The sequence below is a fragment of the Microbacterium sp. 69-7 genome, assembly GCF_001897985.1.
GTDB classification, from domain to species: Bacteria; Actinomycetota; Actinomycetes; order Actinomycetales; family Microbacteriaceae; genus Microbacterium; species Microbacterium laevaniformans.
This window is the reverse complement of sequence record NZ_MKRU01000113.1, coordinates 1-25052: the sequence shown is the minus strand read 5'-3', so window position 1 is coordinate 25052 and position 25052 is coordinate 1. Positions and strand designations below refer to the sequence as shown.

Here is a 25052-nt window from a genome sequence, read left to right as displayed (position 1 = left end):
ATCGCTCTCATGCCGTGATGTCGGTGACGGTGCCCTTGTCGAGCCGCAGCCGGCGACGGGCGCGGCGCGCGACGGCCGAGTCATGGGTGACGACGACGAGGGTCAGCCCCTCGGCGGAGAGACGTTCGAGCACCACGAGGATCTCGTCGCGCATCGACTCATCCAGATTCCCCGTCGGCTCATCCGCCAGCAGCACGCGCGGGCGCTTGGCGATGGCCCGCGCGATCGCCACCCGCTGCTGCTGCCCGCCGGAGAGCTCCCCCGGACGGTGGCTGCCGCGATCGGAGAGGCCGACGTGCGCGAGCGCCTCCTCGACACGGGTGTGACGGTCGGCACCGTCCAGACGCAGCGGTTCCAACCCCATGGCGACGTTCTCCGCCGCGGTGAGCGTGGGAATGAGATTGAAGGCCTGGAACACGAAGCCGATCTCGTGCGCGCGCACCTTCTGCAGGTCCGTCGCGGATGCCGCCGCGAGATCGGTGTCGCCGAGCAGCACCGTTCCGCTGGTCGGGACGTCGAGCGCGCCGAGCATCTGAAGCAGGGTCGACTTGCCCCCACCCGTGGGACCCTGGATCGTCGCGAACTCTCCTGCCTCGATCTGCAGGTCGACCCCCGTCAAGGCCTTCACCTCCCTGCCCTTCTGACGGTAGGTCTTCGTCACGGACGTCAAGCGATAGGCCGCTCCCGCCGCGGTCGGCGCAGGGGTAGCGATGGTGTCATCGATCACGGTCATGTCGGTCATTCCTTCGAGATGGTGGACGTCAGTGGGGGCCGGGGCGCTCACGAGACCGCCCGTAGTGCTTCTGCGGGGCTGAGACGGGCGGCACGCCAGCCACCGAACACGCCGGCGATCAGTCCGCCGAGGACGGCGAGCACGAGAGCGAGCCCGACGATCCAGAGCGACAGCGGCGCGTGAAGGGCGATCTCGGTTGTCGTCTGCGCCAGCTGACCGCCGAACCCGCTTCCCCCGCCGCGACCACCCCCGCCCGGACCTCGGCCGGCGGTCGCGCCCGCGGAGGCCGACACCGTGGGGGCGATGATGTTGATGATCAGCGCGCCGATGAGGCCGAGCGCCACGCCGATGACACCGCCGATGAGGGCCTGGACCACGGATTCCCCCGCCACCTGGCCGACCACACGCGCGTTGGACCACCCGATGGCCTTCAGCGTGCCCAGCTCACGGGTGCGTCGGGAGATACCCGAGATCGTGAACAGGACCGCGAGAGCGACGGCCACCACGAGGACGATGATCGACAGCCACGTGCCCAGGTTCGTGATCAGCGAGCTCGCGCTGGCGAGCGAGCCCGAGACGGTCGAGGCAAGGTCCGACTGCGAGCTGACGGTCGCCGTGGGGAGGGCGGCCGTGAGCGCGGACTGGATCGCGGCGATGCGATCGCTCGAGCTGGCCTGCACGTACACCGTGGAGACGACGTCGCCCGCGCCGGAGAGCTTCTGTGCGACATCGAGCGGAATGTAGACGTTGGCGGCGGTGTCGGCGGACGAGGACCCGGACGCGACGATCCCGACGATCTGGAACGGCGTCCCCGCCACATCGATGGTGCCGCCCACGGCGAGAGAGGCACTGGCCGCGTAGGTCGCGTCGACCACGGCGACATCCGTACCCGCGTCAGAAGAGGTGAGCGCGCGTCCACCGCTGACGGTGGCAGCCGTCAACGGCCCCGCGGCGGTGGCGCCCGGGTCGACGCCGAGCACGCTGAAGGAATTCACGCCGAAGGAGCCCCCTGGAATCCCCCGCCACCGCCCTCGCCGCCCTGACCGCGGCTGCCCTCGCCCTCTTGCGGCGCGGTCTGCGTGCCGCCCTCCGCGGTGCCGGACTGGCGCTGCGGCAGCGAACCGGTGAAGGTCATGTTCGTGAGGCTGAGAGCAGCGGTCGCCTCGGACACCCCGTCGACGGCGCGCACCGTATCGAGCACCGACGCGTCCAGCGTGCTGCGACCGAACCCGGTGACCAGGCGCGACTGGTTGAGGGTGGTCGTCCCGTCCGCGCCGGTCTGGCCGCCGCCGCCTTCGAAGTCGAAGCGACCACCGCGCGTGTTCGAGCCGGGCTGGGCCTGCGCGCCGGTGACGGTGAGGTCGGTGCCGACGCCGTATACCGAGGCCAGGGCCTCCGACTGGGCGTCGCGCACGCCCGCGGACAGCGCGTTGACCATGATGACCAGCGCGACCGCGACGGCCAGGCCGATCGCCACGATCGTGGTCTGCTTCTTTCGGCCGGACAGCTCACGGCGCAGATACGTCCAATACATCGCGTCTCCTTCTGGCGAGCAAGCCCGGGTGCTCGGTGCGCCGACGCGACGAACGTACGAGCGGTTTCGATGCGCGATCGAAGGGCGACTGAAGAAGTGGCTATGAGCCACTCGGCAGAGCCTGCTGCAATCCACAGCGGGCTCATAGCGCGGCGCATAGGTTCTTCACAGCACCGGCAGCACAATGGAGCCATGACCGCTCTCGCCGCCTCCCCTGTCCTGCACCGCCCAGACGGGTCGGCCCTTCGCGTCCTCGTCGTCGACGACGAGCAGATGCTCACGGACCTGCTCTCGATGGCGCTGCGCATGGAGGGCTGGGAGGTCCGCACTGCGGGGTCGGGATTCGACGCGCTCGCGCAGGCGCGCGAGTTCGATCCCGACGCCATGGTGCTCGACATCATGATGCCCGACCTCGACGGCATGTCGGTGCTGCAGCGACTGCGTCACGCCGGCAACGATGTGCCGGTGCTCTTCCTCACGGCGAAGGATGCCGTCGCCGACCGCGTCGCGGGCCTCACCGCCGGCGGCGACGACTACGTCACCAAACCGTTCAGCCTGGAAGAGGTCGTCGCGCGTCTGCGCGGTCTGATGCGCCGCGCCGGCACCGCGACAGCGGGCGGCGCCGACCCCGTCCTGCGCGTCGGTGAGCTGACGCTGAACGAGGACTCCCATGAGGTCATGCGCGGCGACACCGAGATCGAGCTGACGGCGACGGAGTTCGAGCTGTTGCGCTTCCTCATGCGCAACCAGCGTCGCGTCGTGTCGAAGGCCCAGATCCTGGACCGCGTCTGGAACTACGACTTCGGCGGGCGCTCCTCGGTGGTCGAGCTGTACATCTCCTACCTGCGGAAGAAGATCGACGCGGGCCGTGACCCGCTCATCCACACGGTGCGCGGCGTGGGCTACATGATCAAAGCTCCGCAGTGAGCGCAGCGCCTGCGCCGAAAAAGGTCCGACGGCGACCGCAATGGAGCCTGCAGACGCGACTGATCGCGGCCGTCGTCGGCATGGTCACGCTGATTCTGGCGATGATCGGCGTCGCCACCAGCGCGCTTCTCGGCAACATCCTGTCCGGCCAGCTCGACACACAAGTGCGCGATGCGGCAGCCAGTGTCAGCGCGCAACTGCTCTCGCAGAAGGTGGACTTCGGCACCGTGCAGTCCGCGTACACCGTGCTGCAGGAGGCGCGCGTGCGAACTCCCGGAGTGCTGCTGATCGTGAGGTCCGCGAGCGGCTTCGACGGGGCGTACCTCGACGGCAACAGCGTGAAGCCGCTGACGGACGCACAGGTACTCGAGATCGCCAACGCATTCGGCTCCGGTCCCTCCGCGACGGGGACGGTGGACGACATCGGCACCTACCGGCTGTTCACCACCGGCGCCGGTCCCTACGCGATCGCGGTCGGGCTGCCGGTGTCGACCGTGAACACGACCATTGCGCAGATCCTGACGACCGTCGCCCTCGTCACCACCGGAGGGCTGCTGCTGCTGGCGGCCGTCATCGCCGTGGTGATCCGCTACTCCCTTCGGCCGCTTCGGGCCGTCGCCGCCACGGCGACACGCGTCGCTGCGCAGCCGCTGGACTCGGGCGACGTCACCATCTCCGAGCGCGTCCCGGCATCCGAAGCCGATGCGAGCGATGAGATCGGGCGTGTCGGTGCGGCACTGAACACTCTGCTCGACCACATCGACGTGTCACTGGCCGCCCGGCAACGCAACGAGGAACGCATGCGCTCGTTCGTGGCCGACGCCAGCCACGAGCTGCGCACTCCCCTGGCGGCGATCCGCGGCTACTCCGAGCTTTCCCTGCGGTCGCTGCGAACCGTGAACGCCGCCGGCGACGCGGCCACACCGGCCCAGGTCGCGATCAGCGCCGAGCAGTCGGAGCAGAGCCTGGAGCGCATCCAGTCCGCCTCCCTGCGGATGACGGCGCTCGTCGAAGACCTGCTGCTGCTGGCTCGACTCGACGAGGGCAAGGAACTCGTGTACGGCGCCGTCGACCTCACGCGAGTGGTCGTCGACAGTGTCGCCGACGCACAGGTCGCCGGCTCAGGACACGAATGGCAGCTGGATGCCGCCGAAGAACCGGTCGTCGTCGCCGGAGATACGATGCGTCTGCATCAGGTCGTGGCGAACCTGCTCACCAACGCCCGCGTGCACACGCCGGCAGGAACGACGGTCACCGCGAGCGTCGCCGTCGAGGGGGGCGACGCCGTCGTGCGCGTCACCGACAACGGTCCCGGCATCGATCCGGTGGTCGCCGGCGAGCTGTTCGAGAGGTTTGCGCGCGGCGACACCTCCCGCGCACGCCAGACCGGAGGAACCGGCCTGGGCCTGTCGATCGCGAAGGCGATCGTCACCGCGCACCACGGCACGATCTCCGTCAACAGCGAACCGGGACACACCGAGTTCGAGGTACGACTGCCGGCGCGCCCGGCGGCCCCGCACGCGGCCGACGCGCCGGCCTGACCCGGGCTGCGCGCGACCGGGGCCGAGACCGCCCCGACGACCGGGCGCACGCGGCCCCCGCACCACGGGTGCGGTGCCGATCAGTAACCCGAGAAGGCGTCCGTCGTGAGTGTCCGAGCCTTCTCGAGGGCGGGGGCGAGGTCCGCGATGAGACGCGGCGGACCCGACACGTAGGCATGCCGCGACGCGAGATCGGGCACCATCTGCAGCAGTCCCGCGGCATCCAGACGGACGCCCTGCGCCCACGTCCAGTGCCCGGGAAGCGTGTCGGGCTCGGTGCGAGTGAAGACGATCACCGGAATGCGGGCGTGTTCGAGCTCGTCGCGAAACGCGAGCTCTTCGGCATCCGCGGCGACGTAGACGAACACCACGTCACGCTGCTCCCCCGACAGGCGCAGGTGGCGCAGCTGCGAGACGAAGGGCGTGACGCCGATGCCGGCGGCGACCATGAGCACCGGCGCCGACGCGCGCGCCGGCAGGACGAAGTCGCCCCACACGCCGGTCACCGCGAGCTGCTGGCCCGGCTCGACGAGCGCGAGCGCCTTCTTGTAGCTGGACTGCGATCCTTCGCGCAGCGCGATGCGCACCTCCGGCAGCTCCTCCGGGGCCGAGACGATGCTGAACTCCCGGCGCGTGCCACGCGCATCGGGGCGGGGGTGCGGCACCTCGAGCTCGAGATACTGCCCCGCGACGAAACGGAAGCGCCGTTCCGCCCGGAACGACAGCTCGCGCACGGTGGGCGTGAGGGCGACACGTTCCTGGAAGGTGAGGCGCACCGCCGTACGTAGGGCGAAGACGAAGGCGATGAGGTTGCCGACCAGCAGCGCGCGCTCCTGACCGAGACTGACGTCGCCGACGTCGACGGGCCAGCCGGCGAGGACGCCGACCACCGCCGCGACCACGAACTGCTGCCACCGGCGCGGGGGCAGCGTCAGCGGCTCGGAGAGCATGAAAGCGCCGAGGAACAGGAACGGCGACGACCAGAGGATGTTCCAGAACACCGTCCCCGCATCGAGTGCGAGCCCCGCCTGCTGGTACTGCAGCGTGGTGCGCACGAAGGCGACCGCCACCGCGACGACGAGGAAGAGCGCGATGATGCGCACCTTCTCGGTGCGAACGAGCACGACGAGGCCGAGCAGGATGACGGGTCCGGCGAGGAAGGGGGAACCCACCCACCATGCGGACGAGCCCAGGTCCGGCAGCCACACGCTCAACACCGTGAGCACCGTCGCGCCGACCGCAGCGGGATTGAAGATGTGGCGTCCCTGCCAGACCAGCAGGTACTTGGATGCCGAGGCCACCAGTCCCGCGACGGCGATGCCCACGAGCGCCGCCGGCTCCACCGTGGGGCGCAGGACGAACAGCAGGATCAGCACGGTGACGAGCGACGACTCCCACCGCCAGTCCTTGCCGAGCACGCGGTGCGCGATCGCATCGGTCGCGGCACAGACCAACGCGAGCACGAGGAGGGTAACCAGCAGCTCCCACGGCGAGGGTCCGACCGCTCCCGCGAAGGACAGCACGAGAGCGATCGCGGCCAGGACGACGAGCGCGAGAACGACCAGGCGGTACATCGATACGCGACCGAGCACCGCCAGGGTGCGACTCCATGCCGCGGTGAGTGAGCTCATCACAGGAACAACTCTGCCTTACTGTCAGGCGACCACTCCACGCGGCCGTCGGTGATCATACGCACCCACGCCGCGGCGTGAGCGTCGGCGAACGCGGGTCCGCCGTCGAAGAAGAGCGCGGTGGCGGCGGCATCGGCGGTCATGGCGTCGGCAGCGACCACCCACGTCGCGGCGATCGTGCGCACCGGCTCTCCGGTGCGCGCGTCCAGCACGTGATGCAGTCCCCCGCCGTCCGCGGCCGGCCAGGCGCGGCGCTGGATCGCGGACGCGCAGAGCGCGGCATCCGTCACCCGCCACACCCCGATCGCGCGCGTCGGGTCGAAGGGGTGCTCGAGTGCGATCGTCTCGCTGCCGCGCAGAGCGATGTCGCCGCCGGCGTCGACCGTCACCGCACCCTCCACGTGCGCCGCGACGCGACGCAGCACGCGGTCGACGAGGCGCCCTTTGCCGAGCGCTCCGACATCGATCGTCGCCGGCGTGCGCAGGGTGAGCCGATCGCCGCCCCATGTCAGCAGCTGCGACCATCCCGCCGGAGCGGCTTGCGCGCCGTGGTCCACGAGCCCGTACTGGGCGTCGTAGCCACGGCGCGCGAGCGCGTCGCCGATGAGCGGGTTGACGGCTTCGGCCGTGGCCTCGCTCAGCGCGAGGAACAGATCCAGCATCGGCGCCGCGTCGACGGGCGCCGGGATGGATCCTGCCGCCGTCGCGAGCGCGGCGATCTCGGCATCGGGCCGAAATCGCGACCACGCGCGGTCGAACGCGTCGATCAGAACACCGACCTCGGAGCGCACCGTGGCGGACAACTCCACGGCCGTGTCGATGCGCCAGCGCGTGCCGATCGCCTCGAACTCCCAGCGGAAAGCGGGGGGCGTGGACGAGTCGGGCGCGTCGGGCGCGGTCACGCCTTCGCTTCGGTCTTGATCTCTTCGATCGCCTTGTTGAATCCACCGCTGGTCAGCGACGAACCGGCGACGCGCGACACCGAGATGTCCTCGATCTTCTTGCCGACGACCTCGGAGCTGATTCCGCCGATGAACTGGCTCTGATACTGCTTCGACTCGCTCTTGGTCGGATTTCCGCTGACCTGCACGTCGGTGATGACGTCGCCGGCGAGCGTGACCGTCACCGAGATGGTCTCGACCGACTCGGGGGTCGCGTACGAACCGTCGGCCGAGTAGGTGCCGTCCTTGTACACGCTGCCGGAGGCGGCGGCCCCGGTGCTGCCGGTGGCAGGAGCCGAGGACGCCGTCGAGGGGGTGGACTCGTCGGCGGGGGCGGCCGACGGCGACGCGGTGCTCGTCGTGGTGGCCGAGCAGCCCGCGAGGGCGATCATTCCGAACACCGAGGCGGCAGCAGCGCCGGTGCGGACGGAACGGGGTACGGCGGTGGTGCGGATCATGATGGTCCTCCTTCTGTCGTGCCCTGCCGCTTCAGATGCGGGGGGGCGCATCGCGGTGGCGCCCCTCCACGCTACTGGGGCCCTTCTGCGCCACCCCCGCGTATCACCTATGCATTCGCATTGAGAACCGTCCTCACCGCGCGGGCACGAATCGCCCGTCGGGCCGGCCTCACACGCGCGCTTCGCGCTCGCGGCGAAGCGCTTTCAGGCCCTCGACCGCGAAGAAGACGCCCACAGAGGCGGCGATCGGCATCAGCCAGCCCACAGCATCCAGGGGCTCGGAGCCGAACAGGTCGTTGAGGAAGGGGACGTAGGTGTAGAGCGCCTGGAGCACGAGCAGGGCCGCCGCCGACCACCAGATCACACGGTTTCCGCGCAGCACGTCGAGCGTCAGGCTCGAGCGGCCGAGGAAGCGACAGTTGAGCAGGAAGGCGAGCTGACCGAAAGCGAGCATGGCGACAGCCTCGGTGCGCGCGACATCGAGATCGACCCCGCGGGCGAGCGCGAGGGCGAACACACCGAGGGTCGCGCCGCCGATGAGCACCGAGACCGCCAGGATGAAGCCGAGCTCACGCATCGAGACGATGGATCCGCCGGTCGGCCGCGGTGGTCGGTTCATGATGCCCCGTTCGGCGGGCTCGTAGGCCAGCGCAAGCGAGAGGGTGATGGCCGTGACCATGTTGACCCACAGCACCTGCACGGGTGTGAGCGGCAGGGTGAGGCCGAAGACGACCGCCACCAGGATCACGAGCGACTGCGCACCGTTGGTCGGCAGCAGGAAGACGACCGACTTGCGGAGATTGTCGTAGATCCGCCGTCCCTCGGCGATCGCGCTGCGGATCGTGGCGAAGTTGTCGTCGGTGAGGACGATCTCGGCGGCCTCCTTCGTGGCCTCGGTTCCCTTGATGCCCATTGCGATGCCGATATCGGCCCGGGTCAGCGCCGGTGCGTCGTTGACGCCGTCGCCGGTCATCGCGACGACCTCGCCGTGGGACTGCAGTGCACGTACGATCCGGATCTTGTGCTCGGGGCTCGTTCGCGCGAAGACGTCGACCCCCTGCACGACGCCCTTCAGCTGCTCCTGGCTCAGCGCTTCGAGCTCGGCACCGGTGAGCACGGGAGCGTCGTCGCTGCTGACCAGACCCATCTCGCGACTGATCGCCATGGCGGTGCCGGCGTGGTCGCCCGTGATCATCTTCACGCGGATGCCGGCGGCGTGGCAGTCCGCGATCGCTTCGATGGCCTCCGGGCGCGGCGGATCCACGATGCCCCACAGCCCGAGGAGTTCGAGGTCGATGAGCTCATCAGCGCTCACGGTGTCGGCGCGCGTCGGCTTGCGCGCCGCGGCCAGCACTCGCAGCCCCTGTCCGCTGAGTTCGTCCACCGCGTTCTCCCAGAACGCGCGGTCCAGCGGCTCGGACCCGTCGGCACCGCGCTGGGTGAGCGCGCGATCGAGCAGACGGTCGGGGGCGCCCTTCACAAGGATTGCCCGGGAGCCGTCGGGGCTCTCGTTCAGGGTCGCCATGAACTTGTGGGCGGAATCGAACGGCACGACACCGATGCGACGCGCTCCCCCGGCATCCGATCCCCCCTTCATGGCGACGACCTTCAACGCCCCCTCGGTCGGCTCGCCGACGAGCGCCCAGCCGAGCGTCCGGGCGCTGTCGACATCGGCCCCCGCCGACACGCGCTCGAGCGAGGCGTCGTTGCAGAGGTCGGCCACGGCCAGCAGCGCCGCCAGGTCTGAGCCGCCGGCCGGCGTGATCTCGCCCGTCGGGTCGTAGCCGAGGCCGGAAACCTCATAGCGTCCGACCGGGGTGAGCATCGTGCGCACCGTCATCTCGTTCTTGGTCAGCGTGCCCGTCTTGTCGGAGCAGACGGTGGTGACCGAGCCGAGCGCCTCGACGGCGGGCAGCTTACGGGTGATCGCGTGACGTCGGGCCATCTGCTGCACGCCGATCGCCAGAGTGATCGTCACCAGCGCGGGAAGCCCCTCCGGGATCGCCGCCACGGCGAAACCGATCGTCGCCGAGACGAGGTCGGGCAGGGGCACGTCGTGCAGGTATCGGCCGATGACCATCATGGCCAGCGCCATCCCGAGGATGACGAGGGTGAGCTTCTTGCCGAAAGATGCCAGCTGGATCGTGAGCGGTGTATCGAGCGAGCCCGCCTCCCCGACGAGGGCCTGGATCTTCCCGATCTCGGTCGCCGCGCCCGTTCCGGTGACGATGCCCGCGCCCTGACCGCCGGTGACGATCGTGCCGGAGAATGCCATCGACGCACGGTCTCCCACGCCGGCTCCGTGGGCAACGGGCGCCGGATCCTTGGACGACGGCACCGACTCCCCCGTCAGCGCGGCTTCGTCGATGCGCAACTGCGTCGCCTCGACGAGGCGGACGTCGGCGGGGACCTTGTCGCCGGGCATGAGCCGGACGATGTCACCCGGTACAAGGTCGGCGGCAGGCACCGTGGCCCAGCGACCGTCGCGGAGCACGGTGGCTTCGGGGGAGAGCATGCCGCGGATGCCCGCGAGAGCCTTTTCCGCCTGCCCTTCCTGGACATACCCGATCACCGCGTTGATGATGGCGACGGCCATGATGACCCAGAAATCGAGCCAGTCGCCCATCACGGCCTTGATGGCGGCGGCGGCCAGCAGGATGTAGATCAGAGTGTCGTTGAAGTGGGAGAGGAACCGCAGCCACCCCGGCGTGCGTTTCGGCTCCGGCAGCAGGTTGGGACCGGCGATCTCGAGCCGTTCCGCGACGTCGGCCGCGCTCAAGCCATCGCCGTCGACCCGCAGCGCGCTGCGCAGGTCATCGATCGGTCGAGCATGAGGTGCGGCGACAGTCAGGTCCGCCTCGAGCATCGGAGGGGTCATACCGCGATCCTAGGCACGATGCGGATCCACCCGCAGGCCGGATGACCGGTAATATCTCCGGCCCGTCCTCGGCGTTTCCCTGTCTCAGGCGGCGCCGTCGAACATGCTTGTGACCGACCCGTCCTCGAAGACCTCTTTGATCGCGCGCGCGAGCAGCGGAGCGATGGGCAGAATCGTCAGCCCCGGGAAGCGCTTCTCGTCCGCAAGGGGAATCGTGTCGGTCACGACGACTTCGTCGATCGCGGCATCCTGCAGGCGCTCGGTCGCCGGAGCGCTGAACACCGCGTGCGTGGCCGCCACGATGACCCGTTCGGCCCCGTTGGTCTTCAGCGCCTGCGCCGCCTTGACGATGGTGCCGCCGGTGTCGATCATGTCGTCGACGAGCAGGCAGACGCGACCCTCGACGTGTCCCACGATCTCGTTGACGGTCACCTGGTTGGCGACGTTCGGGTCGCGGCGTTTGTGGATGATCGCGAGAGGCGCTCCGAGCGAGTCGGACCACTGGTCGGCCACGCGCACGCGCCCGGTGTCGGGCGAGACGACGGTGAGCTTGGCACGGTCGTCGGTCGAAAGGCTGTTCTGGAAGTACTCGAGCAGCACGGGCTTGGCGAACAGGTGATCGACCGGTCCATCGAAGAACCCCTGGATCTGAGCGGCGTGCAGGTCCACGCTCATCACGCGGTCGGCACCCGCCGTCTTCAGCAGATCGGCGACGAGACGCGCGCTGATCGGCTCGCGACCGCGACCCTTCTTGTCCTGACGCGAGTACGGGTAATACGGCGCGACGACGGTGATCCGCTTCGCGGAGGCGCGCTTGGCGGCATCCAGCATGATCAGCAGCTCCATGAGCCACTCGTTCACCGGGGGGCCGAAGGACTGGATGATGAAGGCATCGCAGCCGCGGATCGACACCTCGAAGCGGGTCAGGATCTCGCCGGAGGCGAACGTACGATGCTCGGTCGGTACCAGCTCGGTGCCGAGCGCCTGGGCGACGTCATGCGACAGGGTCGGATGCGAGCTGCCGCTGGCGACGACCAGACGCTTCTTGGTCTTGGCGACGAGTCCGGGGGCGATCCCGCGCTCGACGTCCAGGTCAACCGTGTGCTTCTTGCGCGCCATGGTCCGCTTCCTGTGCAGTGCGGGAACGTGCCGCGGCCGCGGCCGCGGCCGTTCCCGGTCGGTGGTTCTCGACCCACCCCTCGACGTTGCGCTGGGGGGCAACGCTCAAGGCGAGAGCTCCGGGCGGGACGTCCTTCCGGATCACCGCACCGGCACCGGTCTTGGCGCCATCTCCGATCCTAACGGGCGCGACGAAGACGTTGTGCGAGCCGGAGTGCACCTCGTCACCGATCTCGGTGCGATGCTTGGCGATGTCGTCGTAGTTCGCGGTGATCGCGCCGGCGCCGAGGTTGACGCCGCGTCCGATCGTCGTGTCGCCGATGTAGGACAGGTGGGGAACCTTGCTGCCTGCGCCGATGGTGGAGTTCTTCGTCTCCACGAACGTTCCGATCTTGCCTCCGTCGGCCAGCACGGTACCCGGCCGCAGATAGGCGAACGGTCCGACCGAGGCGCCCGCCCCGATGACGGCGAGAGTCGCATCAGTGCGGCGGACGACGGCGTTCTCGCCCACCTCGCAGTCCTCCAGCGTCGTGTCGGGTCCGATCGTGGCGCCGGCAGCCACGGCGGTGGCGCGCAGGATGTGAGTGTTGGGCAACACCGTCACGTCGGGCGCGAGGGTCGCGGTGACATCGATCCAGGTCGTCGCCGGATCCTGAATCGTGACGCCGTCGAGTTGCCACCGGCGCACGGTGCGCGCGTTGAGCAGGCGCCCGGCCTCGGCGAGCTGCGCGCGATCGTTGACGCCGAGCGTCAGCGAGACGTCGGAGACGACGGATGCCGTGACGGCGAGCCCCGCGGTGCGGGCCAGGCCCACGACGTCGGTCAGATACTTCTCGCCCTGCGCGTTCTGGGTGCCCACACGCGCCAGCTGCGAACGCAACATCTCCGCCTGGAAGACGTAGACGCCCGCGTTGATCTCGGTGATCGCCGCTTCCGCGGCCGTGGCGTCCTTCTGCTCGACGATGCGCTCCACGCCGCCGTTGGTGGCGCGCACGACACGGCCGTAGCCGGTCGCGTCGTCGAGCACGGCCGACAGCAGTGTGATCGCAGCCCGGGACGAGCGGTGGTCTCGGATGAGGGCGCTCAGCGTCTCGGCATCGAGCAGGGGGACGTCACCGGAAAGCACCAGCACGTCGCCGTCGAAATCGGGGACGGCGTCCAGGGCGACTTCGACGGCGCGACCCGTGCCCGGGATCTCGTCCTGGTCGACCACGACGACCTCGGGCGAGATACCGGTCACCGCATCGGCGACGAGATCCCTTTCGTGCCGGACGACGACGAGAACGTGGGCGGGCGACAGGTCGCGCGCCGTGTCGAGAACGTGCCCGACGAGGGGGCGGCCCCCGATGCGGTGCAGCACCTTCGGCAGCGACGAGCGCATGCGCGTACCCTGCCCCGCGGCGAGGATCACGACGGCGAGGGACGCATCCAACCTGTTCTCTGTCATGCTCCGCCGCCAGGATTCGAACCTGAACCTCACAGCTCCAAAGGCTGTCGTGCTGCCGTTACACTACGGCGGACCGCACCCCACGAGACGGCGGGTGTGCCGCTCCAGTCTGCCAGTCCCGACCCCGGATGACCGCATCGCCGTGCTCAGGCGAGCATGAGGAAGAGCTTCTCCAGCTCGTCGGCGGTGACGCCGTCTTCCGCGGCTGCACCCTCCGGATCGGAAAGACACTCCCGCAGCGCCGTGGACACGATGGCGAAGCCGGCGCGGTCCAGCGCGCTGGAGACGGCAGCCAACTGCGTCACGACGTCGCGACAGGGCTTTCCCTCCTCAACGGCGGCGATGACCGCATCGAGCTGGCCCCGCGCACGGCGCAGACGGTTGGCGATCTTGCGCTGCGCGGCGCCGTCGTGCGCCGTCGCCGCGTCGGATGCGGACACGTTCGTCGTCACCGCCCGAACACGCGGGCGAGGAAGCCGCCGCCGGCTGCCTGCTCGTGGCCGGGGCAGCGCTGGGATGCCGGCACGTTCTTCATCACCTGGTCGACGTGCTGGCCGCAGCCGGCCCACGTCGTCTTGCCGCAGGTTCGGCAGGTCACTGCTGAGCACATGGGAGTTCTCCTGTTCGTTGTTCGTCGGTCGTGCCAGGGAGGGGAAGAGTCCGCGCGCCTCAGACGCGTGTGCGGTCGGAGACGAGCACGGCATCCGCCCGCTCACCGAGAACGGCGCGCAGCGTCAGCATGCCGCCGGACAGGGACGCCGAGTCGAACCCGGCCTGCGCGAGCACGCGGTGCGCGATCGCGGAGCGCACGCCCGACTGGCACATGACGCGCACGGGTCGCCCGGCGGCAGCCTCTCGCACCTCGTCGAGCCGGCCGCGCAGCGCGGTGTGCGGGATGGCGAGCACGCCGGGAAGGTGCCCGGTGGACAGTTCTGCGGGTGTACGCACGTCGAGGATCAGCGCGGTCTCGGCGACCGCGTCGACGTCCTGCGCGTACCAGAGGCGGAGGGCCCCGCCCCGGACGTTCTCGCCGACCATCCCCACCATGTTGACGGGGTCCTTCGCAGAGCCGTACGGCGGTGCGTAGGCCAGGTCGAGGTCGATCAGCTCATCCACCGCCCAGCCCGCACGGATGGCCGTCGCGAGCACGTCGATCCTCTTGTCGACCCCGTCGGCGCCGACGGCCTGCGCTCCCAGCAGCAACCCGTCACTCCGACGGATGTGGACGACCAGATGGATCTGCGAAGCGCCGGGAAAGTAGCCGGCGTGCTGGCCCGGATGAAGGTGCAGCGTGTCCGCGTCGATCCCGGCGGCGGCGAGCGCGGCGCGGTTCGCGCCGGTCATCGCCACCGTCTGCGCACCGACACGGACGATCGCCGTCCCGACGGGGCGCGGAAGCGGACGAGCGTGCTCCGGACGGAGAATCGCGTCGGCGACGAGCCGTCCGGCGCGGTTGGCGGGTCCGGCGAGCGCGACGGGACGCACGGCCCCGGTGACGGCGTCGACGGATGCCGTCGCATCACCGACCGCGTAGACGTCGGGCAGCGAGGTACGTCCGTGCTCGTCGATGATCATCGCCCCACGCACGCATGCGACGCCCGCGGCCTCGAAGACCGCCGTGTCGGGACGAACACCCACCGAGAGCACGACGATGTCGGCGTCCAGGCGGGTGCCGTCGTCGAGGACGACGACGTCGCCGTCCTCACCGGATTCGACCGCGGTGGCCGCGGTGCCGGCGCGCACCTCGATGCCGAGCGTCCGCAGTTCCGCGGTCACGAGGGCGGCCAGCTCGTCCTCGAGCGGGGGCAGCACGTGCGGCGCGAACTCGACGACGGTGGTGTGCAGCCCACGCTGGGCGAGCGCTTCGGCGGCCTCGATGCCGATGAAGCCCGCTCCGAGCACGACGGCACGGCGCGCACCGGCCTGGACGCGATCACGCAACGCGACCGCGTCTTCGACGCTGCGCAGCGTCCGCACCCGCGGCGAGTCCAGTCCGGTGATGGGCGGCGTCGCCGCGGCGGCGCCCGGAGCCAGCACGAGGGCGTCGTAGTGCAGGGTGTCGACACCGTCTGCGCTCATCACGGTCACGGTCTTGGCCGCGGCATCCACCGCCGTCACCTCGTGACCGGGGCGCACGTCGAGCGCGAGAGACGCTTTCAGCGAGGCCGGGGTCTGCACGAGCAGAGCGGACTCATCGGCGATCTCTCCGCCGACGTAGTAGGGCAGGCCGCAGTTCGCGAACGAGACGTGCGCGCCCCGCTCGAGGACGATGATCTCGGCCGCCTCATCGAGCCTGCGCGCACGCGCGGCACAGCTCATGCCTCCGGCCACTCCCCCGACGATCACGATGCGCATCTGTTCTCCTTCTCGAACGCGTATTCACACGATACCCCTAGGGGTATTTTGACGCAACTCCGAGCGCCGCCGTGACGATAATGGAGGCATGTCCACCGAGCACGACGAAGTCGACCGCATCGTCGGCGCGTGGGGCGCCCAGCGACCGGATCTCGACTTCTCGCCGCTGGAGGTGCTCTCGCGGGTGGATCGCCTGTCGCGTCATCTCGACCGGGCGCGACGCGAGGCGTTTCGTCGCAGCGACCTCGAACCCTGGGAGTGGGACGTGCTGTCGGCACTGCGACGGGCCGGCGAGCCCTACCAGCTCAGTCCCAAGCAGCTGCTGCAGCAGACGCTGGTCTCCAGCGGCACGATGACGAACCGCATCGATCGCCTCGTCGGACGCCGCCTGGTGCGCCGCGAGGCCGATCCCGGTGACGGACGCAGCGTTCTGGTGACGATCACCGACGAGGGCAAGACCCGCGTGGATGCCGCGATCACACGCCTCGTCGACGCCGAAGCCCTGCTGCTCAGCGTGCTGTCACGCTCCGATCGCGAGCGACTCGCGGGCCTGCTGCGAAAGCTGTCGCTGGGCTTCGACTCCTGACAGCCGGCTCAGCCGATGAGCTCGGAGAGCTCGAACCAGCGCTCCTCCAGCGCAGCGATCTCTGCCTCGAGCTCGCCGATCGCGCGCATCTTCTCGCCCAGCCCCGCATAGTCGGACTGGTCGTGGTCGGCAAGGGCGGTGCGGGCGGCATCCACCTGGGCCGTCAGTTTCTGGATGCGCCGCTCCGCCGCGGCGAGCTCCTTCTGCGCGGCGCGGAGGTCGGCGCCGGCCAGCGCCGGAGCAGTGTCGCCCTCCGAGCCGGCCACGACGGGCGCAGCCGGCTGGTCGCGCTGAACGGCGCGGAGCCTCAGGTATTCGTCGATGCCTCCCGGCAAGTGCCGTAGCCGTCCGCCCATGACCGCGTACTGCTGGTCCGTGACACGCTCGAGGAAGTAGCGATCGTGGGAGACGACCAGCAGCGTTCCGGCCCACGAGTCGAGGAGGTCCTCGATGGCAGCGAGCATGTCGGTGTCGAGGTCGTTGGTCGGCTCGTCGAGGATCAGCACGTTGGGCTGATCGAGCAGGATCAGCAGCAGCTGCAGGCGACGCTGCTGGCCACCGGACAGATCCTTCACGGGCGTCGACAGCTGCGCCGAGCTGAAGCCCATGCGCTCCAGCAGCTGGCCCGGCGTGAGCTCGGATGCCTTGGAGCCCGTTCCGATGGTGTAGCTCGTGCGCAGCCCCGAGATGACCACGCGCACCGGATCGTCCAGGTATTGGTCGAGCTCGTCCATCCGCTGCGTGAGCGTCGCGACCTTCACGGTCTTTCCGCGCTTGACCCGACCGTGGGTGGGCTCGACCGTGCCGGCGATGAGACCGAGGAGCGTGGACTTGCCGGCGCCGTTGACGCCGAGGATGCCGGTGCGCTCCCCCGGCGCGATGCGCCACTCGACGTCTTGCAGCACCAGTCGATCGCCGTAAGTCACGCCGGCGTCGAGCAGGTCGACGACGTCCTTGCCCAACCGGGACACGGCGAGCGACTGCAACTGCACCTTGTCGCGGATCTCGGGGACGTCAGCGATGAGTTCATTGGCCGCCTCGATGCGGAACCGCGGCTTGCTGGTGCGCGCCGGCGCGCCGCGGCGCAGCCACGCGAGCTCTGTGCGAGCGAGGTTCTGTCGACGCTGCTCGATCACGGCCGACTGGCGGTCGCGCTCGACGCGCTGCAGCACGTAGGCCGCGTAGCCGCCCTCGAACGGCTCGACGATGCGGTCGTGCACCTCCCACGTCTTGGTGCAGACCTCGTCCAGGAACCATCGATCGTGGGTGACGACCAGGAGCGCACCCTGGGATGCCGACCAGCGCCGCGTGAGGTGCGCGGCGAGCCAGGCCACCGCTTCGACATCGAGGTGGTTCGTGGGCTCGTCGAGCGCCAGCACGTCCCAGTCTCCGACGAGCAGGTGCGCGAGCGCGACCCGTCGCCGCTGCCCTCCGGAGAGTCCGGCGACCGGGCCGTCCCAGTCGAGATCACCCACGAGGCCCGCGATCACGTCGCGCACCCCGGCATCCCCGGCCCAGTCGTGCTCGGCACGGTCGCCGACGACGCTCTGCGCGATGGTCAACGTGTCATCGAGCGTGTCGCCCTGGTCGAGCACGCCCACGCGCACGCCGCCGCGCACCGTCACGCGCCCGGCATCCGGCGCGAGGCGGCCGGCCAGCATGGCCATGAGGGATGACTTGCCGTCGCCGTTACGACCGACGATGCCGATGCGGTCGCCCTCGTCGACGCCGAGCGAGACGCGGTCGAACACGACCTTCGTGGGGAATTCCAGGTGGAGGCCTTCAGCCCCGAGCAGATGCGCCATATCCGCTCCAGGCTACGCGAGAGGTCCCGGCGCTCAGTACCAGAAGCTCAGCCGCGGCGGCACCGTGGAGGCGAACAGCCGTGCGAGCGCGGGGGCGTCGTCGGCGACCAGACGGCCCGCGCGCGCCAGCGTCACGGGCGACACGCCGCCCAGCAGCAGCGCGGACAGCTCGGCCACCCCGAGCGTGACCGTCGGCACGCCGACCGGCGGCTCGTCGACCAGCTCCACCGCGGCGGTGCCGTCGGCATCCGTCGTCAGCAGGAACACCCCGGAGGCGATGCCCAGCGGATCGGCGACGTCGAGCACGACCGTGTCGGCGACGTCGTAGGTGCGCGCCGACAGGGCGGCCGGTACATCGAGGATCCGCGTGTAGTGGTGGTCGCGCACGGTGACGGTCGCGGCCCGCTGGTCGGCGATCATCCACCACAGCGGCTCGTCGACCGACAGTTCGCCGGCGCGCACCGTGGCGATGAGGTCCATCGTCAGCAGGAAGCGCCACAGCCCCGCGTACGCCTCGTCGGTCGCCGCGACCAGCAGCAGGACATCGACAGTGGACGCCGCGAAGTCGTGCTCGTTCTCCGTGACCTTGTACAGGGCGACGCCGTCGACGTCTCCCGTTGCGGAGCGGTACTGGACCACCCGCAGCTCCTCGGCTTTCTCGACGTCGGCTCGGGTGCCGAAGAAGCGGTCCCAGTGCCCACCGGGCATGTCGATCTCACCCGGCGTCTGCGCGCGCACGCGCTCGTGCAGCGCCGCGGCGACCTCACGCCCCTGCGCGCGAGTGACGAAGTCGATGCGTCCCGGCGCGTCGGGGCCCACCCACCGCGCCCGACGGGCGTCGATCGTCCACTGCGCGGCGAGCGCGGCCGGCGCGAAGCCGAAGCGGCCGTAGATCTTCGACTCGCTCACGGTGAGGATCGCGACGGGAAGCCCGCGCTCCACGGCGGTACGCAGCTCCCCCGTCATCACCGAGCGCAGGATGCCGCGGCGGCGATGGGTGGGGGCGACGGTCACCGAGCTGATCGCACAGGCCGCAACGGTCCCTCCGGGAAGGGTCAGCTCCGCCGCCCACGAGGCGAAGGTCGCCACCGGCACGTCCGGCTGGGGCGCGGTCTCATCGAACACGCCGATCTTGCGCCGGTACGCCGTGTGCGCGAAGAACGCATCACGCTGCACGTCGTTGCGCTCACCGCCCAGGAAGCCGCGGGAGACGGCCTCCAACCAGGGGTCGGTCTCGGTGCGCAGCGCATCGTCGACCCGACGCACGACGAGCCCGCGGCCGGCGAGATCGTCTGTCATGGTGCGATCCAGCGACGCATCGTGGTGAGGGTGGCGATCGGACATGCGGTCTCCGTTCGTGAGGACGCTCTTCGGTCGGTGTCTGCCCGATGCGGCAGACGCGCAATGGTCAGGAGGTGATCACGCGCGCGCCGGGGACGGGTCCGTGCACGTGCAGCACACGCGATCCCGGCGCCGCCGAAGCGGCGAGTTCGGACGCCAGCGCCGACGCCCCGCGCTCATCGGCGGCGAGGAAGGCGACGGTCGGTCCGGACCCCGAGACGAGCCCGGCCAGCGCGCCCGCGCGATGACCTGCGCGCAGCGTCTCGGCCAGCGACGGCCGCAGCGAGAGGGCGGCGTCCTGCAGGTCGTTGCGCACGGCCACGGCGAGTGCGGCGGGATCGCCCGCACGCAGCGCCTGCATCACGACAGGGTCGGCGGCGGGTACACCGTGGGCGGGCGCGATGTCGGGCAGCTCTCTCAACCGGTCCAGTTCCCGGTACACGGCGGGGGTCGACAGTCCGTCCTCACTCGTCACGAGCACCCAGTCGAAGCGGCCCCGTGCCAGCGCCGGAGCGAGCTCGTCGCCGCGCCCCGTGCCGATGGCCGTCCCCCCGAGCACCGCGAACGGCACGTCCGCGCCCAGGGGCGCCGCGAGTTCTTGCAGTTCGAGAGTCGTGAGAGCTCCGCCGAGCAGCTCGTTGACGGCCACGAGAGCCGCCGCGGCATCCGCCGAGCCGCCGCCCATGCCGCCGGCGACGGGTACGCCCTTGTGGATGTCGAGGTGGATGCCGCCGCGCCACCCCAGCCGCTCCGCGACGCGCCGCGCGGCGCGCACGGCGAGATTGGACTCGTCGAGCGGCACACCAGACACGTCCAGATCGCCGGTCACCGTGAGCGTGAAGTCGTCCGCGACCCGCGCCCACACGTCTTCGTACGCGGACACCGCCTGATACACCGAGGCCACGTCGTGGTAGCCGTCGGGCTGGACGTCACCGACGTCGAAGGCGATGTTGATCTTGCCGGGCGCACGCACGTGCACCCGGCGACCGGCCGCCGCAGCGGTCGTCACGAAGCGTCCGCCCACACCTCGCCGATACCGGCGGAGATGACGTCGATGCGCTCGAGCTCTTCCGCGTCGAAGGCGGGACCGTGCACGGCCGCGAGGTTCTCGTCGAGCTGCTGCGGGCGCGAAGCGCCGATGAGCGCCGAGGCCACCACGCCGTCGCGCAGCACCCACTGCAGCGCGAGCTGCGCGAGGCTCTGTCCGCGCTCACGGGCGATCACGTTCAGCGCGCGCAGGCCCTCCAGCGCCGTATCGGTCAGACGGCGCCCGGGCAGCGACGAGCGCTCCTGCGACCGGGTCGAGGTGCCGTCGCCGAGATAGCGATCGGTGAGCAGGCCCTGCGCGAGCGGCACGAAGGCGATCGCCCCCATCCCCTCCTCCCGGAGCACGCCGGTCAAGCCGTCTTCGATCCATCGCCCGAGGATCGAGTAGGACGGCTGATGGATGATCAGCGGTGTGCCGAGCTCACGCGCCACCGCAGCCGCCTTCGCCGTCTGCTCGGGCTCGTACGACGAGATGCCGACGTAGAGCGCCTTGCCCTGACGCACGAGAGTGTCCAGCGCCGCGACCGTCTCCTCGATCGGGGTGACCGGATCGAAGCGGTGTGAGTAGAAGATGTCGACGTAGTCGAGCGACATGCGCGTCAGCGACTGCTCGGCGCTGGCGAGCAGGTACTTGCGCGAACCCCACTGGCCGTAGGGCCCGTCCCACATGTCGTACCCGGCCTTCGACGAGATGATCAGCTCGTCCCGGTAGGGCCGGAAGTCCTCTCGCATCATGCGCCCGAAGTTCGTCTCGGCGCTGCCGTAGGGCGGACCGTAGTTGTTCGCGAGATCGAAATGGGTGATGCCGCGGTCGAAGGCGTGGCGCAGCAGCGCGCGCTGGTTGTCGAAGGGCACGTTGTCGCCGAAGTTCCACCACAGCCCCAGCGAGATCGCCGGCAGATACAGCCCGCTCGAGCCCACCTGACGAAACGTGGAGGCGGAGTAGCGGTCGGATGCCGCGGCGTACGGACGGTGCAGGTCGCCGCCGCGCGAGGCGGGGAAACGCTCGGAGGTGTCGGTCACCCGTCCAGGCTATCGACCGCGACCGCTCACCGGGCCTGTCGCTCCCGAAACGCGCGGGAAACGCCGGCAACGTACGCTGAGGCTCTCCGACGATGAAGGGCGGTCCGCGTAATGGCAGCACTGGAGGCACTCTCGCCGCACCCGCATCCCTGGTCGAGCCTGCTCGCCCGCGACGACCTGCGCTGGGTGGACGGCATCCTCCACGTCGTCCACGACGACCTCACGCCCGAGATGGCGCGCATCGCGGACATCGGACTGGTCGCCGACGCCCTGGTCGCCGCCGGCATCGATCCGCTGCTCGCCCAAGACGACCACGGCGCCGTGGTGATCGTGGTCGATGCCGCGGAGGGACGCGCGGCCCTGCGCGCCCTCGCCGCCGCCGGAGCGCAAGAGCCGCTGTACGCGAAGACGCCGGGCGGTCCCGCCCGCCTCGCCGTCGATCTACCCCTCCCCGACGCCGACGCCGTGTGGGCTCTGCGGCTGTTTCGCCCGCGGATCACGCAGAGCGGATCACTGCGCTACGGCAGCGCGCAGGGGGTGCGTCTGGAGACGTGGCGGACGGCCGGCGAGCTGGTCCACACGCCACGACCGAACGCGCTCACGCGGCGGGTCTTCCCGGCATCCGACCTCGTTCCCACGACGGTCTGGCGCTACGGCAGGTCGTGGCGCACCGTGGTGGGCATGTTCGACGCACGCCCCCACCAGGTCAGCGTCGACATCGACATGGTCTTCTCCTGGGTCGACGGATCGGCCAGCGAGTTCCAGCGACAGCGCGCCGCGCAGCAAGAGGAGTACGTCGTCGGCAAGGGCGACGACGGGCCCGCCCGCTACCGTCACGTCGACGAGCTGCGGTATGCGCTGCGCAGCGTCCACATGTACGCACCCTGGGTGCGACGCATCTTCATCGCCACCGACTCGCCGCATCCCGCCTGGCTGGCGGAGCACCCGCGGGTGACGGTCGTGCGCAGCGAGGAGTTCTTCGCCGACCCGTCCGTACTCCCCACGCACAACTCCCACGCCGTCGAGGCGCAACTGCACCGCATCGACGGGCTGGCCGAGCACTTCCTCTACTCGAACGACGACATGTTCTTCGGCCGCCCCGTGACGGCGGAGATGTTCTTCACCGCGGGCGGTCTCACCAAGTTCGTCGAGTGCGACGTCCGCATCGGGGCCGGCCCCACACGCACGGAACGATCCGGCCACGACAACGCGCTGCGCGTCAATCGAGAGCTCCTGCGGGAGCGCTTCGGGCGGGTGATCCTGCGCGACCTCGAGCACTGCGCGGCCCCGATGCGGCGAAGCGTGGCCGCGGAGGTGGAGCGCGAGTTCGCCGACGACATCGCGCGCACGGCGGCATCCCGCTTCCGCAGCGCGACCGACGTCTCGGTGACCAACAGCCTCTATCACTACTACGCACTGATGACCGGACGCGCGATCGCGACGAACGAGCCGCGCGTGCAGTACGTGCAGACCACGATGGCCTCGTCACTGAAGAAGATGCGCCGTTTGGAGCAACGCCGCGACGCCGACATGTTCTGCCTGAACGACGGCGGCGAGACGGAGGTGCCGGAGGAGCTGCGCGTGCGGATGCTCCGCGAGACGCTCGAGCGGATGTTCCCGGTGCGTGCCCCGTGGGAGACGCCGGTCAGTGCAGCACGGACACCGGGCGTGTCGGCGGCGCCGACGGCCGCTGCACGCCGACGCCGGTGATCCCCGCGTCGGCGAGGAGTCGCTGAGCCGCCTCGGGGTCGGTGTACTCCATGACGCGCGATACGTCGACCGGGACCACGGAGTGGACGACGGTGTCGTCGTACACGTGGACGAGGTTGTAGGACTGCGCGCCGTCCTGCGGACGGGTGCCGCCGACCGGCACGGTGAGATCCTGCGCGTAGCAGGTCGATGAGGCGACCGAGACGGGGATGCCGGCAAACGTCGCGAACGTCGAGTAGTGGAGATGCCCGGCGATGATCGCGCGGACGTCGGTGCCGCGCACCACTCGGGCGAGCCGCGCCTGATCGCGCAGCTCCACGCTCGCCGCGAGCGCGAGCACGCTCGGCACGGGCGGGTGATGCATGGCGAGGATCGTGCCCAGCGGCGCGGGCGTGACGAGCACGGCGGCGAGCCAGGCCAGCTGCGCGTCGCTGATCTCGCCGTAGTGATGCCCCGGCACGGAGGTGTCTAGCGTGACGATGCGCAGGCCGTCGAACTCGTCGACGCGATCGACGGGGCGAAGGTCCGCATCCTCGTCGTCCCAGAGCTCGCTGCGGAACGCGGCGCGATCGTCGTGGTTTCCCATCACCCACACCACCGGCGCCTCGAGGCGTGCGGCCACGGGTTCCACCATCGCGCGCAGCGTGGCATAGGCGGCACGTTCGCCGAGGTCGACGAGGTCACCCGTCACCACGATCGCGTCGGGACGCACGCCCGACGCTTCGATTCCGGACAACGCACGAGCGAGGTGTTCTTCCCCCGAGACGCGGTCCCAGATGCGCGAGCCGGCGGCGCGCAGATGGGTGTCGCTGAGATGGAGCAGGACCCGTTCGGGAGCAGGATGCTCGGCCATACGCATGGGCGCAATGTTACAAGCATGTTTCGTGACCGCGCGGTGAACAGGATGCGACATGTCGCCGACCGACGGTCAGCGGGTCACGGCGAGGCGCGGCGCGCGCACCGGCGCTTACCGAAGCGTGCGGGCGATCGCGACGAAGTCCGCGATCGTGAGCTGCTCGCCACGCGCCGTCGGGTCGACGCCTGCAGCCTCCAACACCGCCGACGCGGTGCTCGACGATCCGCCGAGCACCGGTGCCAGCGCCTGCCGCAGCATCTTGCGGCGCTGCTGGAAGGCGGCATCCACCACCTGGAACGTCGCGCGACGAAGCGCCTCGTCGCCGCGCGGCTCGAGGTCGCGACGGAACCCGACGAGCACGCTGTCGACGTTGGGCACCGGCCAGAAGACCTGCCGAGAGACGGTGCCGGCCAGCCGCCACGGGCCGTACCAGGCGGCCTTGACGCTGGGCGCTCCGTAGACCTTGGATCCCGGCGGAGCGGCGAGCCGCTCCCCCACCTCCGCCTGCACCATCACGACACCGCGCTCAAGGCCCGGGAAGGTCTCCATGAAGTGCAGCAGCACCGGCACGCTGACGTTGTACGGCAGGTTGGCGACGAGCACGTTCGGATCACCCGGAAGCGCGGTGACGCGAAGGGCGTCGGCATCCACGACCGTCAGCGCACCGGAGGCGACGCCGTGCGACGCGGCCGTGGCCGGCAGACGCTCGGCGAGGCGATGATCGATCTCCACGGCGGTGACCGCAGCGCCGGTCTCCAGAATCGCGAGTGTGAGAGAGCCCAGCCCGGGGCCCACCTCGACGACCCGGTCGGCGGCCGTCACCTCCGCGACGTGCACGATCTTTCGCACGGTGTTGGCATCGACGACGAAGTTCTGACCGAGCTTCTTCGTCGGTGTCACGTCGAGGTCGGCGGCGAGCGCGCGGATCTCGGCGGCTCCGAGCAGGGTCACGGGCATGCGCTCCAGCCTATCCGGCGGAGCCTGCACCACGATCGGCAGTGCGCTCGTCGCCTAGGGCGTGTTGATCAAGAGGTTCCGCTCCTCGGTGGGTGAGTCTTGAACGGTGACGCGACAGGAGATCTCTGACGAGGTGTGGGCCGTGATGGAGCCGTTGATGCCG

At 70.1% G+C, this 25052-nt stretch carries 22 protein-coding genes and 1 tRNA gene; 4 read left to right on the top strand and 19 right to left on the bottom strand.

What is annotated here, in order from left to right:
• Positions 1-7 precede the first annotated feature (7 nt).
• From BGN98_RS14195 to BGN98_RS14785, 3 genes are read right to left on the bottom strand one after another with little or no spacing between them, the layout of a single operon-like run.
• A complete protein-coding gene (locus BGN98_RS14195; RefSeq protein ID WP_288121743.1) occupies positions 8-733 on the bottom strand; it encodes an ABC transporter ATP-binding protein in 726 nt (241 codons plus the stop codon).
• A 47-nt stretch (positions 734-780) separates the two neighbouring features.
• Positions 781-1728: an ABC transporter permease gene (locus BGN98_RS14790; protein ID WP_353681715.1), complete on the bottom strand. Its 948-nt coding sequence runs from the start codon at positions 1726-1728 to the stop codon at positions 781-783.
• Positions 1725-2267 carry a hypothetical protein gene (locus tag BGN98_RS14785; protein ID WP_331280292.1) on the bottom strand — a complete coding sequence of 181 codons (543 nt, stop codon included), beginning with the start codon at positions 2265-2267 and terminating at the stop codon, positions 1725-1727. The genes BGN98_RS14790 and BGN98_RS14785 overlap by 4 nt, the downstream gene beginning before the upstream one ends.
• A gap of 192 nt (positions 2268-2459) precedes the next feature.
• Between BGN98_RS14785 and BGN98_RS14185 the strand changes: the two genes are divergently transcribed.
• Both BGN98_RS14185 and BGN98_RS14180 read left to right on the top strand, forming a co-directional pair.
• Positions 2460-3194: a response regulator transcription factor gene (locus tag BGN98_RS14185; protein ID WP_016464648.1), complete on the top strand. Its 735-nt coding sequence runs from the start codon at positions 2460-2462 to the stop codon at positions 3192-3194.
• Positions 3191-4735: a sensor histidine kinase gene (locus BGN98_RS14180; RefSeq protein ID WP_036284756.1), complete on the top strand. Its 1545-nt coding sequence runs from the start codon at positions 3191-3193 to the stop codon at positions 4733-4735. The genes BGN98_RS14185 and BGN98_RS14180 overlap by 4 nt, the downstream gene beginning before the upstream one ends.
• A gap of 80 nt (positions 4736-4815) precedes the next feature.
• Here BGN98_RS14180 and BGN98_RS14175 read toward each other — a convergent pair whose 3' ends face one another.
• The 10 genes from BGN98_RS14175 to BGN98_RS14130 all read right to left on the bottom strand — a co-directional run bounded on the left by BGN98_RS14175 (position 4816) and on the right by BGN98_RS14130 (position 15564).
• On the bottom strand, positions 4816-6366 hold the full coding sequence (locus BGN98_RS14175) for an FAD-dependent oxidoreductase (RefSeq protein ID WP_036284754.1): 1551 nt from the start codon (positions 6364-6366) through the stop codon (positions 4816-4818).
• Positions 6366-7268: an FAD:protein FMN transferase gene (locus BGN98_RS14170; RefSeq protein ID WP_288121742.1), complete on the bottom strand. Its 903-nt coding sequence runs from the start codon at positions 7266-7268 to the stop codon at positions 6366-6368. The genes BGN98_RS14175 and BGN98_RS14170 overlap by 1 nt, the downstream gene beginning before the upstream one ends.
• A complete protein-coding gene (locus BGN98_RS14165; RefSeq protein ID WP_036284750.1) occupies positions 7265-7765 on the bottom strand; it encodes an FMN-binding protein in 501 nt (166 codons plus the stop codon). Before BGN98_RS14165 ends, BGN98_RS14170 begins: the two co-directional genes overlap by 4 nt.
• 169 nt (positions 7766-7934) lie before the next feature.
• A complete protein-coding gene (locus BGN98_RS14160) occupies positions 7935-10643 on the bottom strand; it encodes an HAD-IC family P-type ATPase (protein WP_288121741.1) in 2709 nt (902 codons plus the stop codon).
• Between the two features lie 84 nt (positions 10644-10727).
• The gene (locus BGN98_RS14155) at positions 10728-11762 is read right to left on the bottom strand and encodes a ribose-phosphate diphosphokinase (protein WP_036284745.1); all 1035 of its coding nucleotides are present in this window, start codon (positions 11760-11762) and stop codon (positions 10728-10730) included.
• Positions 11737-13209 (bottom strand): bifunctional UDP-N-acetylglucosamine diphosphorylase/glucosamine-1-phosphate N-acetyltransferase GlmU, encoded by a 1473-nt coding sequence (gene glmU, locus BGN98_RS14150; protein WP_016464642.1) that lies wholly within the window; start codon positions 13207-13209, stop codon positions 11737-11739. Before glmU ends, BGN98_RS14155 begins: the two co-directional genes overlap by 26 nt.
• A 1-nt stretch (position 13210) precedes the next feature.
• Positions 13211-13282, bottom strand: a tRNA-Gln gene (locus BGN98_RS14145).
• A gap of 73 nt (positions 13283-13355) precedes the next feature.
• Positions 13356-13661 (bottom strand): metal-sensitive transcriptional regulator, encoded by a 306-nt coding sequence (locus BGN98_RS14140; protein ID WP_016464641.1) that lies wholly within the window; start codon positions 13659-13661, stop codon positions 13356-13358.
• The gene (locus BGN98_RS14135; protein ID WP_005052456.1) at positions 13658-13819 is read right to left on the bottom strand and encodes a DUF8730 family Cys-rich protein; all 162 of its coding nucleotides are present in this window, start codon (positions 13817-13819) and stop codon (positions 13658-13660) included. The genes BGN98_RS14140 and BGN98_RS14135 overlap by 4 nt, the downstream gene beginning before the upstream one ends.
• Before the next feature lie 59 nt (positions 13820-13878).
• Complete coding sequence (locus tag BGN98_RS14130; protein WP_036284743.1) at positions 13879-15564, bottom strand: FAD-dependent oxidoreductase; 1686 nt, start codon at positions 15562-15564, stop codon at positions 13879-13881.
• A gap of 88 nt (positions 15565-15652) precedes the next feature.
• Between BGN98_RS14130 and BGN98_RS14125 the strand changes: the two genes are divergently transcribed.
• Entirely contained in the window at positions 15653-16150 is a 498-nt protein-coding gene (locus tag BGN98_RS14125; RefSeq protein ID WP_016464639.1) for a MarR family winged helix-turn-helix transcriptional regulator, read from the top strand.
• 8 nt (positions 16151-16158) lie between these two features.
• Here BGN98_RS14125 and BGN98_RS14120 read toward each other — a convergent pair whose 3' ends face one another.
• The 4 genes from BGN98_RS14120 to BGN98_RS14105 form a co-directional block, all read right to left on the bottom strand.
• Entirely contained in the window at positions 16159-17955 is a 1797-nt protein-coding gene (locus tag BGN98_RS14120) for an ABC-F family ATP-binding cassette domain-containing protein (RefSeq protein ID WP_288121740.1), read from the bottom strand.
• A gap of 33 nt (positions 17956-17988) precedes the next feature.
• Entirely contained in the window at positions 17989-19254 is a 1266-nt protein-coding gene (locus BGN98_RS14115; RefSeq protein ID WP_288121739.1) for a GNAT family N-acetyltransferase, read from the bottom strand.
• Positions 19255-19363: 109 nt separating this feature from the next.
• On the bottom strand, positions 19364-20305 hold the full coding sequence (locus tag BGN98_RS14110; RefSeq protein WP_061683030.1) for a 4-(cytidine 5'-diphospho)-2-C-methyl-D-erythritol kinase: 942 nt from the start codon (positions 20303-20305) through the stop codon (positions 19364-19366).
• Positions 20302-21366: an aldo/keto reductase gene (locus BGN98_RS14105; RefSeq protein WP_036284731.1), complete on the bottom strand. Its 1065-nt coding sequence runs from the start codon at positions 21364-21366 to the stop codon at positions 20302-20304. The genes BGN98_RS14110 and BGN98_RS14105 overlap by 4 nt, the downstream gene beginning before the upstream one ends.
• A gap of 111 nt (positions 21367-21477) precedes the next feature.
• Between BGN98_RS14105 and BGN98_RS14100 the strand changes: the two genes are divergently transcribed.
• Positions 21478-23076, top strand: a complete 1599-nt coding sequence (locus BGN98_RS14100) for a stealth family protein (RefSeq protein WP_288121738.1) — start codon at positions 21478-21480, stop codon at positions 23074-23076.
• Here the strand turns inward: BGN98_RS14100 and BGN98_RS14095 are convergent.
• Positions 23012-23935 carry a phosphodiesterase gene (locus BGN98_RS14095; protein WP_288121737.1) on the bottom strand — a complete coding sequence of 308 codons (924 nt, stop codon included), beginning with the start codon at positions 23933-23935 and terminating at the stop codon, positions 23012-23014. The two genes, BGN98_RS14100 and BGN98_RS14095, sit on opposite strands and share 65 nt — an antisense overlap.
• A 108-nt stretch (positions 23936-24043) precedes the next feature.
• On the bottom strand, positions 24044-24889 hold the full coding sequence (gene rsmA, locus BGN98_RS14090) for a 16S rRNA (adenine(1518)-N(6)/adenine(1519)-N(6))-dimethyltransferase RsmA (protein WP_288121736.1): 846 nt from the start codon (positions 24887-24889) through the stop codon (positions 24044-24046).
• Positions 24890-25052 lie beyond the last annotated feature (163 nt).